Origin of the sequence: Enterobacter cloacae complex sp. P15RS (genome assembly GCF_014895905.1) — a bacterium.
In the GTDB taxonomy this organism is placed as follows: Bacteria; Pseudomonadota; Gammaproteobacteria; order Enterobacterales; family Enterobacteriaceae; genus Enterobacter; species Enterobacter quasihormaechei.
In genome coordinates this window covers 1-12,358 of the sequence record NZ_JADBQL010000039.1, presented here as the reverse complement: position 1 = coordinate 12,358, position 12,358 = coordinate 1, and the positions used below count along the sequence as shown (strand labels likewise).

Below are 12,358 nucleotides of genomic sequence, written 5' to 3'. Positions count from 1 at the left end.
ACCTATTGTAGTCAACGTCGAGAATAAATTGTAAAATTCGGATTTTTTAAAAGTCTCAATATCTCTTAATTCGAGGAGGTAGTTGTTAATGGTCACAAAGCCATTATGAACATTAAGGTTCATGTCTAACATATCGAAACTACCTTAACTACATAGTCAAAATAAAGTTCGCAACTATAAGGCCCAAATTCATCCTGGACCTTATCAGTTTGTAAAATCATCATGAATTCGATTGGAATTCATGCTAATAATCACGTCCGCAATTTGACATAATTATCAAAAAACTCTGTAAACGACGAACTTATAGTGTTTGTCGCCCTCTTGGAAAACAGATCATAATTAACAACCCTACCAAAACCTTCACTTCCAGAATCTATACACCAGCAAACCTCATCATCTTTGAAATAGATGACCGCATAATTTTCAGGAAGTGAAAACTCATTGCGGCAATATATTGTATCGTAAAAAACAGCACCTCCGGATTCTTCGAGGGCATTGTTATCCACTATTCCTGAAATCTCCTCTCCAATTACGCCCCCCCCCCCAACCAGAAGTAAGAACTCTCGAAAATCAGAAGGGAGTTTAACGCCTAGATTATTTTCAAGTGAGTTAATCTGTTCTATATCAACTTGGCCTAACCAAAAAACTTCGTCTGTCGCATTATTATCCAAATACTCAATTGCAGTTTTGATAGTCATCATTTTTACACCCTATTAAAAATCTAATGCTCTCAACTTCCAATACGCGCTTCTGAATCTGTTGTACTGTCTATCAAGTTCAGGAGTATTTCTAAAACTACCACCATTCTCGATTAACCCATGCAATTGCTTATGATACAGCTTATGCGTAGATGAAAGAATTTCCACCATTGGCCCAGGCTCTTGCCCAAGAACATGATGAAGATTGACTTGTTTTCCATCCGTACCAATCGGGGCATAGCCATTTTTCATCAAATCAACATTTGTCCAACCATCCTTAACTTTTGCTTTGATGGAAGGATGAACTGACGGGTGAACTGACTTAGGAACTCCCGGATGTATATCAACAGTGTTTTTATAAACTGTACGTCCCAGAATTGTTTCAGGCTTATATTTACCTGAGGATGAACACCTACTCAACCCCCACGGATCTGCCCACCCCAGCGCATTCGGCGCATACTGGTAAAGGTTTATCCCCCCCGCCAGCCCTATCGGGTCCTGCTGCGTAAACCGTCCACAATCCGGGTCATAATACCGAAACAGATTGTAGTGCAGCCCTGTCTCACGATCCAGGTATTGCCCCTGCATGCGCAGGTTCTGGGAATATCCTGATATCTGCGTCTCGCTTTCCCGCAACAGCTTGCCCCAGGCGCTGTTCACCCCCTCCCAGCGTACTTGCCCTTCGCTATCCGTCATCCGCTCCGGCGTGCCGTTCGGCTGGCAGTGGAACCAGAAGATTTCCGGGGCATCATCGCCATCGATACGCGCCAGCGGATCGTAGCTGTCCTGATCGCTGTAGACGTAGGTCAGCGGCACATCCCCGTGCACTTCCTGCAACAGCCGGAACCCTTCCCAGACAAACCGCGTGGTGACAGGCTTACCGGTTGGCTGGCCGCCCAGCATCTGGCGGCGCGTTTTGCTGATGCGTCGCCCGAGCGGATCGTAGCGGAAGCTGACCTGCGTCTGCGGCCTGTTGCGGTCCCGCGGCTGGCTGATGACCTCCGTCAGGCGGTGCTCACCGTCGTAGCGATAGTGCCAGCGGGTCTGGCCGTTATCTTTCTCCACGGTGCGTCCGTGGACGTCATAGCGCCAGCGAATGCCGTTCAGTTGCGTCAGGCGGTTGTGCGTGACCTTCTCAGCAGAGCCTTCCAGCGGGTTACCGGCTGCATCCCAGCGCCACTGCTCCTGGCCGGGCAGCGTACCGTCCTGAACCAGCAGACGTCCGGCGCTGTCGTACTGCCAGCGGTACCAGCTGAACGGATTATCGTCCCGCTCTTCGCGAACCAGGTTATTACGGTAGTCGTAATCCCAGCGGCGGGACCAGCGGCGCGGCGACGGGCGCTGGGCGTTGCCGGTAAAGACGTCCCGCCGATGCAAGCGACCAAGGCGGTCGTATTCGCTGCGGGTGGTCAGCAGCCCCTGCGTGCGACTGGTCTCGCGGTGAAGCTCGTCGCGGGTAAAGTCGGAGACCGACAGCTTATCGAGGGCAATACTGAGCAGATGCCCGCTGCCGTAGTAGAACTGTTTCAGCTCGCGGCCATCGGGCAGCGTGACGGAGGTGCGGTTGCCCAGCGCATCATACTCCCACGCCAGCTCACCGTGCTCGCCCGCTTCGCGCGTCACGCGGCCGAGCGCGTCATACTCAAAGGCAAGCTCCTGCTCTGCCTCGGTGCTCCAGGCATCGGCTGAAAGCGCGGGATGCAGCCCAATCCGGCTTAACAGCCCGGACGGCGTGTAGTGGTAGCGGGTCTGCCCTTCCGGCGTGGTGCGGGCCACCAGCTGACCGCTCGCGCTCCAGGCGAAGGCATGCGTGATGGCCTCCGGGTGGCCGGCGGCAAACGTGCGCGCTATCGTGCGTCCGCAGGCGTCATAGCGATACTGCGAGGCCACCCCATCGAGCCCCACCTCTTCCAGCAGCAGCGAGTCTGCGCCCCAGAGGAACTGGTACGCTTCGCCGTTTTCGTTTTCCAGAGCAATCAGACGCCCGCGGCTGTCCCAGCGGCGACGAACCTCTTCACCCTGCGTATTACGCGTGGCGGTTAAACGCCCCGCGTCATCGTATTTAAACTCGCTCTCTTTCCCGTCGGCACCCGCATGCTTCACCGGCAGGCCACGCTCGTTCCATTTGAGCGACTCTGTCCACCCTTCCGGGCGATCGAGCTGTACCGGACGCCCCGCGGCGTCGTAGCGGTAGCGCGTCTCTTCGCCGTCAGCGCTGATCTCAGCCACCAGCCAGCCCAGCGGATGATAACGATACTGAGTAACCCGACCAGAGCAGTCCGTGGCGCGAACCACCTGCCCGGCCTCGTTGTACTCCTGGAAGCGGATGTTGCCGGCGGCATCCACCTCTTCAACCACCTGCCCATACTCGTCCCGACGCAGTTGCGTAACGTGCCCGATTGGATCGACCACGCGCTTCAGCCCGTGGTGTTCGTCGTACCAGAAGCGGGTCGCGCTACCGTCTGCTTCAATGATTGACGCCGGAAGCGCACGGTGCTCCAGCCAGGTAGTGGTGCGGGCGTTACCGTCTGCGTCGATCTCCTGCACCCGATTGCCCATCTCGTCATAGACGAAGGTGACGGCATTGCCGAGCGGATCGATGCGGCGCGTAAGGAGCTCGTTGTCATCCCACTCGTAGCGCCAGTTCTCGCCGCGCTCGTCAACGTAGCGAATAATCAGGCTCTGCGCATTCCAGTAGTGCTTTCGCGTCTGTCCATCGTAGTGCTCGACGGTGGTCAGCCCGGCGGTTAAATCGTAGGTAAAGCGGCAACCGTCGCCGGTGCTGGTGCGATTTTCCACCACGCGCCAGTGGTCGAATTTTTGCCAGCGGTATTCGCTCTCCAGCCCGCCCGGCAGGCGGTGCCAGACCATCAGGCCGTTATCGTTATAGCGGTATTCACGGGTCACTACACCGGACGCATCCGTCGCGCTGGCCAGCTGGCCGCGTCCGTCGTAGCCCCACTGCATCAGCGGCCAGGTGCGGCTGCCGTCAAAATGGCTCGCCGAGGTAACGCGCTGCGGGAAACGCTCGTCCTCATAGCGCAGGGTGACGTCAATCGCCCGCGGTTCGTCGTGAAGACCGACCAGCCTGCCGTGCTCGTCCCACTCCGTCAGCAGCGCGTTGCCGTATTCATCGCTCAGGGACGCCAGATGCAGGATGGATGGGTTAGCGCGGGTCGGTTTATACAGACGCCACACCGCGCCGTCATCGTCGGCAATCGCCACGTCGCCGCTGTCATTGCGACGGATAATAATGCCTTCGCTAATGCTGTAAAACGCGCGGTCGACCGGTGGCAGCGCAAAGCTCAGCTCGCGCCCGGTTTCGTCGAACCAGGTGGCGTTGTTTTCTTCCAGCGTCAGATAGCTGTCAAAGGTGGTTGCCCAGCCAAGGCCAAACAGCCCTTCGCGGGTAGTCAGGCTGTTGTAGCTGCGCTGCCAGCGCAAAGGAAAGCGCCCCGGCAGCGAGAAATCGAGCTCATCGTCGTCATTCAGCACCTTCACGCCGGTGGCGGCGTGAACCGGGTGCGAGGAGCCGAACACGGCGTTGACCGCCATATCCGCCAGGATCCCGCCGCCGGCAGACGCCAGCGCGCAGGGCATGTTTTTCAAAATCTTGCCAGGACGCCCGCGCAGCAGGGAGAGCGCAATCATCCCCAACGCCAGACCCGGCGTTTTGCCGCTTTTGATGTCGCGGACCGTCAGCGTGTCGCCGCCGATGATCACGTTCGGGGAGACGTCGTCGGACACGGTGCCCTCGCAGGTGGTGCGATCTTTCGCGCGCACCGCGGGCTGCCCGTTGATAAAGACGCTTTTGGAGCCTTCAGCCAGATACTGCGGCCCGGAGTGTTTATCGCACGCCACCTTGTCTTCTTCCAGCGGCGAGGTGCCGGCAGCGGCAGAAGCCACGCTCGGCTGCCACATTTCGCTGCCGAACTGTCCGGCGGCGGAAAGCAGCATGCCCGCGTAGTCGGCAAAGCTGCCCGGCGACTGCGGCTCAGGGGAAGGCGTATCGGCAGGGGTCAAGGTCCCGGCTGCGCGTGCAGCCGGGATCGCATTGGTCAGAACGTTGCTGGAACCGGTAGTGATCTTACCCGCAGGCGACGGCGGGAAAAGCGCGTTACCCAGCCCTTCAGCGGCGTTGCTGATATCGTCGGTGATCCCGGCGACGTTCGCCAGAACCCCGCCGATAATGCCGCTCAACAGACAGCTGGATCCAATTGCCGCCACGCCTGCCGCTGCGGCCCCGGCACCCAGCAGCGGAGCCGCGACGGTCGCTGCCGCGCCCACCGCCGCGCCGATCACCGCATAGGCGGCACCTTCCGCCACAATGCTGGTTATATCAGCAAAAATGCTGGAGTGAATAATCTCGTCGCCCTTACGGGCCGCGTTGTTATCGCTCATGCCTTACACATTCCGGTTGTCGTTTAGCGTCAGACTCTGCTTAAGCGCGCTCCAGCGCGCCTCGTCCTCTTCCGTAAAGGCTTTTAAGGCCGAGAGGGTAAAAATCATCAGTACCGGTTTGCCTGGCGTCTGCACGGCCAGCTGTTTTTGCCACAGGCGCTGGCCGTTACGGTCAAAGGTGGTTTCAACCTCCAGGCCGTTGATTTTTCCGTCAGGTCCCGCGTTGACGCGCTGGAATTCGCTCTGGGCGATCTCACCCATCTGAGGGCGCAGCACGTCCCACTGGCGGTGAAACTCTTTTTCGTAGTCGCTACCATCCGGGATGACGCCGCGGCTGACCACTACAGATAACCCGCTCTCGTCATCGCGAATGATGTTCATGCTGTTGTCCTGCCAGGCGGCAGGAAATAGGGTGAAGGAACCTTCCTGGAGGGTGTATTTCATAAGTGAACTCGGGATGATTAGTATTGAGAGAAATAACAGAGGCCAATCCACATTGGCCTTTTTACCGATGATTCTGTTATTTAAGCCACTGACCTGACTGTTCGACTAAAACATGGTTGCCTTTGCTGACAACCAATTTCGCAGGCGCATACGTCACGGTGTAAACGGTCTCGCCATTCTTGAAAGTTGAGCCGATTATTTTTCCTGCGGAGTCGTGTAACGTTTTTCCCTTTAAGGAGATCATACTATTATCGCTTTTGCGCATGCCGAGATAAGCCATATCGTCACATTCGCTCTCAAAATGGCCGCACTTGTTTATCAGCGAAATAGCGAATTTATCGGTGTCCAGTTTTCTGGTTTCAGCGTTTTGAACCGAAGCGGCTTTACGTAACGTATACCGCAGCGGGGCATAGTAATTTCCATTTTGAGGAGGAGTTACTAAACGCCATTCCATTTCACGCCCCTTTATTTCCAGAACAGCCCGTCCACCTACGCCGCCAAACGATGAGTTGAACTCAACGCTGGCACGATTGCCAGCGATCGTGCCGCTAAGATTTTGCTCATCATCTTCCGGGCAATCTATGCGGTTCCCTTTCTGGGATATATAGCAATAAGAGCCGGTGATACGGTTGCCTGATTCCGCTAACCGCAGGGTTAATGACGAGTCGTTCTCGACTTCGCCACCCCAGTCCCCGTCAAACGCGAGTTTTGATTGACCGAACGTTGCTAAATGCATCGTATTGAATCTGGCGGCCCATTGCTGAATATCGGCATGAATAACTGGGCTATTATCTGAAGACTAGTAATGAATAATGTCCGACTCCGGAACCACCCAAGCCGCAAAGATTTTTCCGTCGGGATTGATAACCAACGCTGACGCGTTCACCTGATAGAGATCTTTTAGCCAGCCTTCAACAAACAATCCGCCACCTGCGGTAGTATGCGGTTCACCGAAAACGTCAAAGTTATCAAAAAAGGTCGGGTAATGATTTCCCAGCGTTTTCCTAAGATGGTCTGTTACTTCGCTGTCGTTAACGATGCGACTAACCGTATCGAGCTTATTGTATTGCGATAATTCAAGCGCCGTTGAGGTTTCAACGGGGCCTGTCAATAAAGCTGTGAACAATGCGGTTGCAACATATTTTTTGTTCATAAATTATTCAGAAAAATCATTGTTGAAATTCATCGATATTTTTACAATTTTGCCGTCTTTTATCTTAAAAGAGAGTAATTTTTTACCCAATTCATAGGTAATCCACTGCTCCCCCGAATCATTGTCAACCTGACCGGTACCGTATATGCTGTTCAGTTCGTTTCTCGTTGAACCAACATGGACACCACGCGGCGTAACGATATCTGCGGCGGTAAGCGTAATCTGCGACACGATATAATCATCAACGCTTCGCTCGTCTTTATCCCACCAGAGATTGGAGCTGAATATTTCTAACCCTGCCTTCTTATGTTGGTAGAATTTATAGTTCACTCCGTCAAAAGGAACTTCACCGGTAAAACGACCTTCCACCGGAACGTCAATTTTATGGGCAATATCAGGAGTCCAACTGTCGCCCAAGGCGACAGACTGGTCTTTGATTTTCACGGAAAAATCCTGTTTAGCAAGAAAGCGAGGCATAGTCTGAGCCAATACTTGATAACTACTCAGAAAGATAAATATTAGGGTAAAACTCAGAGAGACAAAAAGGCGTTTATTCACGTTAATCGTCATTTGCTGGATAAATATTATGCTACTCACCACTTTAAAAAAGCGGTGAGTAATGAAATCAGCATTCTTAGTCGGCGCTAATAGCGACCCCATCCAGGCAGTCAGGTTTTTTTAGCGTGAAACTAAAGCTTATTTTTTGCCTATTCATATCCTTTGGCGCTGTATAACAGGTCACTTCGTTCTCCGAACTGCCTCGCGGATAATCAGTTAACGTTAGTTTCAAATAATGTTTTTTAACGGTATCAAGAGTGATGCGCTCATTTCTGTAATGAACTGCCAAAGCTCCTGTTTCTGCATGTTACCTCCTGACATTCCCGTCGTTAAAAAAGCCGCAAGCACCGCCCCTGTTTTAGACTATGGATAATTTTTATCATACCAACCGTCATACTAATCTTCGTAATATTGCCCTGTGTTCGACGTTTGTTCGTCTTTACCAAAGATACAGCCTATCTGCATTCACGCTTCACTTTCCTTATTTATTCCTTGTTCTAGGGAATCATATGTACTGTTGAGGTAGGCGTCTCGCGATGACAGCTCAGTGTTGAGTTCATATACTGTATGACTAATTTCAAGTGACAGAGGCTGAACGACGGCATTCGGATTAGCGAGCGCATCTTTATCAACGGCAATAACGTGCTATTGACGATCGGCAAACGTCCCTTTGCCTGCTTCACACTCTTCGAAAGTCCAGCCTCGTTTCTGTCAGGTTACCATGTCATTCTTTATGGCAGGTGAGTTGTCTACAAGACTATCTATACCGAAGGCACACTTGACGTTGGGCGAGCAGTTTGGAGGTTTAGGCAGGCGCGCTGGCCGCTGCTCATGCCTTACTCTCCTTTCCCGGCGTAAATTTCTCCTGCACCGCCGCATCAATATCCCCTTTATGTCCCGATCCCGGCGCCGACGTGCCCGGCTTGGTACCCGACGTGTTCAGGTGCAGCTTGCCGCCAGTGGTAATGTGGCCATCCCCCTCAACGAAGAAGTTAAACTCTTTACCGATCAGGTTAATTTTGCCGTTAGCGTTAAGTTCAATCGCACTTTCACCCGAAACCAGCCGCAGCTTCGTCCCGGACGCGATCACATACTGCTCCACCGCCGCATCCAGCTTGCCTTTCCCCGTCAGGATCTCGGTTCCGCCTTTCACGGCCTGGATCTGATTAGCCTCCACGCGATGCAGCTCATTTTTCTTCACATAATGGCTGCGCGCCCCGCCGACGCTGTGCGTTTCATCATTTTTAACGCTGGTATCCAGATTGCGCTCGGCCTGGATCCACACCTGCTCCGCGCCCGCCTTGTCCTCAAAGCGCAGGGCGTTGGCGTTATCTACGGAGCCGTCCTTTGTCCGGCTCATAAAACCCATCTGCGTCGCCGCTGCGGGCAGCGCCCACGGCGGCATGCTCGCGTCGTTGTACACGCGCCCGGTGATAATCGGACGGTCCGGGTCGCCGTTGATAAAGTCCACCACCACCTCATCGCCGACGCGCGGAATTTGCACCCCGCCGTAGCCCTGGCCCGCCCACGCGCTCGACACACGCACCCAGCAGGAGCTGGTGTCATCGCCCTTCGCCAGACGGTCCCAGTGGAACTTCACCTTCACGCGACCATATTTGTCCGTCCAGATACTCTCCCCCTGCGGCCCCACCACTTTCGCGGTCTGCGGGCCGTAGGTACGCGGCCACGCCGTGGACTGCGCCGGACGATACGACACCGCCGCCGGAATGACGCTGAAATCGGTGCGGTGAATGGTTTCCCCCTCGCCGCTCGCGTAGCGGTTCTCCTCGAAGTGATAGCCCGCCGCCGTGACCAGATATTCCCCGTTGTCGCTGAAGAACGGCGCGTTGGTCAGGGTAAAGATGTGGCCCGGCGCAATGCCCGCTGCGGTAGCCGTCGCCTGAATCTGCTGATGCTCCACCTGCCAGCGCTCCTGACGGATACGGGCGTAGAACTCCGCATGACCCGTCTCCACAAAGCGCCCCGGCCAGTCGTACACGTCGATGCTGCCCGGCTTCGGTGACGCCGGGTTCTGCTGGGCCTGGAACAGCCACGCGTTTGGCTTGCGGAAGTCGTAGTCGTCGAGGCTGTAAATCCCCGGCGTCACGCTGTCCTCCAGCGCCCACTGGCTGATGCCCTCTTCGTCCGTACTGCCGCCGGACGGCGTCTGGTGGTACGGGATGACCTCGTAGCCGCTGAACGGCTGATGCTGCGTCGCGGCGTCGGTCAGCACCAGGGTGTGCTTGTCCGCCTCGTGGCTGAAGTAGTACGCAATTCCCTCCAGCTCCATCAGGCGGCTGATAAAGTCCAGGCTCGACTCCTGATACTGCACGCAGTAGTCCCACACCCGGTAGCTGCCGGTGAGCTTGTCTTCGAGGTTAACCTGATGCTCACCCAGCAGGGTCTTCACAATCTGCGGCACCGTCTGGCCCTGGAAGATCCGCAGGTTACGGTCGCGCTTCATCGGCCACAGGTCCGGCTCCACCGTCAGCTGGTACACCGCGTAGCGGGTGCCCGTCAGCTCAACGGCGCTCACCGCCACGCGCGTCACCTTACCGTTGATGTAGCGGGGAGTGAGCAGGCTCTGCGTGGGGATGGTCACCGTGACCGGCTGACCGAGCAGCCTGCTGCGGTCAATGCGCGCGTCCGTGCCGAGCAGAGTCAGCGTCAGCGCGAACGACTCGGACATCGCCTCGCGGCCGGAGAGTTTCCAGAAAAGCAGCCCCTCAACCGGGAGCTGGACGGTAATTCGGTTGAGCATAATCTTTTATTCCACTATGGACTAATCTCGGTGCCAGAAGTTAACTCATCTCTAAACGCTGTTGATGTGATGATGAGTAGTTGAAAGATTTCTTTCCTTTGCTACCAAATTAAAATTAATATCATGTTTATTTAAGCCATAAACCTGAGAACATAAGAACGCTTCCCAGGGAAACTGCACTTTTAGCGACGATAAGTAAGCCAGGCGCAATGATGCGTGTTACTGACAATAATTTTCCATAATTATCCTCGTTGTGCTTTTCATGCCCACGCATAACCCCGGAAAAAATGGTGCAGAGCAGGACAACGGTAACCTTCAATCCCCAAACGCACAGGAAAGACATAGAAAATATGGTCGAATAGTGTTTTGCCGTAGCAACAGAAAATAATGACATTGACTGAGCGAGCCATTTCAATGCAAAACCGACAACGACCGTAGCTACTAATACCATCATAAACATTAATCCGGACAGAAACCATTGCTTTATATTGAACAAATCTTTTCCATTCCAGATAAGCGCCAGTGTCCAAATCATAAATATAATAAAGAAAAACAAATGCATCATAATATCCTGCATTTACTTATTTACATATCCTGGCATTGCCGGCATCCATCTAACCTCTTCATATCAGCCTATACTGCCAAACCAGTTACCATAGAGCATCAGGATACAACTTAACGAGGCGAGACATTATGCTACCAGATGTAATTTAGCCCCGTACCGGGCAGACAGAGACGATAGCTTTAAATACATTTCTGGGGTATTTCACTGTTTATGAAATCGCATAATACTCTCAAAAATAGCATTCCACATCACAACAACAAATTTCGACAACAACACTGTCATAAGAGATGCAGGTAATATTACTGCTATCGCGCGCGCGTTTTATCTGTCCAGCAATGCGGTGAAATTACACCAACTAAAATGAGCATCTATGCAAACGCACCAGCCAACACTGAAATAAACTTCATTCAAAGTCTCGCCACTCTTTTAGTACGTAAAGATCTTTCCCGTTCCATATATAGGCTTAAGCGATAAATATAAAAATTATAAAGTCAGTCCATTTCATTATTTCATTTTTTATCCATGCTTGTATACTAGAGTTAAAACATTAGCCCGCTACTTTTTCTCCAGATTTATGACACGGAGATCCTTCCGTGCCATATAAGATAAACAATTACAAGAAGATGTCTTCAGGAGCCCTATCGAACAATTCACCGGCCAATTTGGCGATACGTTCATGCTGTACGAGTTTGTCTTTCCACTCCTGCGGAATACCGGAATAACCATATAAGGCTCCAGCTATTTGTCCCGCCGTCGCCGCAACGCTGTCAGCGTCATCGGCAAGATTGGCAGCCAGCAGAATCGCATCCCGGAAGTTATCAGTATTCCATACGGACCACATCGCGGCCTCAAGAGTATCGATAACATAACCACTTGAACGAATCTGATCGCGAGTTTTTTGCTTATATTCACCCACGTTGATAATCATTACACGTGGCTGTAGCGGCATGACGTGCGGAGAAAAAACAAAATCTTTATTACTACCGTTAATCATATGCACAAGTAAATAACTTAAATACTGTGTACTATTTATTGCTTCCGCGGCTCCATGCGTTGCTATACTTTGTTTTTTAGCCTCATAAAACGCTTTACTTAATGACTTTCTAAAAAAAATAGAGACAGGTGCTTGCCTGATAATGGAAGTATTTCCTGCTGTTTCTGGCGCTGTATTGCCGCTCCACCCAGGACCAACAGCTAAATATTGCGCCAAAGCAAACCGAGTTGTATTGCCTATATCAAAACAGACGCCATTTGAACTATTATAACCATGCTGATACCATTCCAGAAGTTTATTCCTGAAGCATATAGTATCAGCATCACCTTTCTCAAGAAGCGTTTCCGCAAGACATAATGCCATGGATGTATCATCCGTCCATTCACCTGCGCGGAGTCGAAATGGCCCACCACCTATCATATCTTTGACATGTGCTTTGTCACGAGGTAAAAATTCGAGCGTCGTACCTACAGCATCTCCAACTGCAAGACCTATAAGCGCACCGACAGCACGATCCCGTGATTCCGCGAGTGAGATGTTACATTGTGGTGTTAAGTCCCATTGTTTTTGTGCATCGCAATCAGAAGATGATTCTAATAGTTTATCATTATATTTATACTGCATCTTCTGCTGGACTGAAAGACTGCTAACAGGTAAGTACTTACTATATATATCTACATATTTTAACAACACATTCAAATTAGCATGTAAGTCTATCACCATTCACCCATAATAAAATATTTTTAATATCACACCCTAAAATTCATCAGGATATTTCATTTTA

9 protein-coding genes are annotated in these 12,358 nt (G+C 52.4%); all 9 read right to left on the bottom strand.

Annotation, left to right across the window (positions count from 1 at the left end):
* Positions 1–251: 251 nt before the first annotated feature.
* Positions 252–701, bottom strand: a complete 450-nt coding sequence (locus tag IM267_RS19930) for an SMI1/KNR4 family protein (RefSeq protein WP_193034141.1) — start codon at positions 699–701, stop codon at positions 252–254.
* Positions 702–713: 12 nt separating this feature from the next.
* Entirely contained in the window at positions 714–5,099 is a 4,386-nt protein-coding gene (locus tag IM267_RS19925) for an HNH/ENDO VII family nuclease (protein WP_193034140.1), read from the bottom strand.
* 3 nt (positions 5,100–5,102) lie between these two features.
* Complete coding sequence (locus IM267_RS19920) at positions 5,103–5,543, bottom strand: DcrB-related protein (RefSeq protein ID WP_193034139.1); 441 nt, start codon at positions 5,541–5,543, stop codon at positions 5,103–5,105.
* Between the two features lie 76 nt (positions 5,544–5,619).
* Complete coding sequence (locus IM267_RS21395) at positions 5,620–6,279, bottom strand: hypothetical protein (protein WP_226848224.1); 660 nt, start codon at positions 6,277–6,279, stop codon at positions 5,620–5,622.
* 63 nt (positions 6,280–6,342) lie between these two features.
* Positions 6,343–6,696: a hypothetical protein gene (locus IM267_RS21390; RefSeq protein ID WP_226848223.1), complete on the bottom strand. Its 354-nt coding sequence runs from the start codon at positions 6,694–6,696 to the stop codon at positions 6,343–6,345.
* Positions 6,697–6,699: 3 nt separating this feature from the next.
* Entirely contained in the window at positions 6,700–7,140 is a 441-nt protein-coding gene (locus IM267_RS19910; RefSeq protein ID WP_226848221.1) for a hypothetical protein, read from the bottom strand.
* Positions 7,141–8,083: 943 nt separating this feature from the next.
* On the bottom strand, positions 8,084–10,015 hold the full coding sequence (locus IM267_RS19905; RefSeq protein WP_193034138.1) for a type VI secretion system Vgr family protein: 1,932 nt from the start codon (positions 10,013–10,015) through the stop codon (positions 8,084–8,086).
* A gap of 127 nt (positions 10,016–10,142) precedes the next feature.
* On the bottom strand, positions 10,143–10,592 hold the full coding sequence (locus IM267_RS19900; protein WP_193034137.1) for a hypothetical protein: 450 nt from the start codon (positions 10,590–10,592) through the stop codon (positions 10,143–10,145).
* A gap of 601 nt (positions 10,593–11,193) precedes the next feature.
* Positions 11,194–12,297 (bottom strand): ADP-ribosylarginine hydrolase Tri1, encoded by a 1,104-nt coding sequence (tri1, locus tag IM267_RS19895; RefSeq protein WP_193034136.1) that lies wholly within the window; start codon positions 12,295–12,297, stop codon positions 11,194–11,196.
* Positions 12,298–12,358: the final 61 nt, after the last annotated feature.

What these genes read in the sequence shown, in the direction of transcription:
- IM267_RS19930 (WP_193034141.1), bottom strand. Translation starts at nt 701, where the DNA reads ATGATGACTATCAAAACTGCAATTGAGTATTTGGATAATAATGCGACA.
- IM267_RS19925 (WP_193034140.1), bottom strand. Translation starts at nt 5,099, where the DNA reads ATGAGCGATAACAACGCGGCCCGTAAGGGCGACGAGATTATTCACTCC.
- IM267_RS19920 (WP_193034139.1), bottom strand. Translation starts at nt 5,543, where the DNA reads ATGAAATACACCCTCCAGGAAGGTTCCTTCACCCTATTTCCTGCCGCC.
- IM267_RS21395 (WP_226848224.1), bottom strand. Translation starts at nt 6,279, where the DNA reads ATGCATTTAGCAACGTTCGGTCAATCAAAACTCGCGTTTGACGGGGAC.
- IM267_RS21390 (WP_226848223.1), bottom strand. Translation starts at nt 6,696, where the DNA reads ATGAACAAAAAATATGTTGCAACCGCATTGTTCACAGCTTTATTGACA.
- IM267_RS19905 (WP_193034138.1), bottom strand. Translation starts at nt 10,015, where the DNA reads ATGCTCAACCGAATTACCGTCCAGCTCCCGGTTGAGGGGCTGCTTTTC.
- IM267_RS19900 (WP_193034137.1), bottom strand. Translation starts at nt 10,592, where the DNA reads ATGCAGGATATTATGATGCATTTGTTTTTCTTTATTATATTTATGATT.
- tri1 (WP_193034136.1), bottom strand. Translation starts at nt 12,297, where the DNA reads ATGGTGATAGACTTACATGCTAATTTGAATGTGTTGTTAAAATATGTA.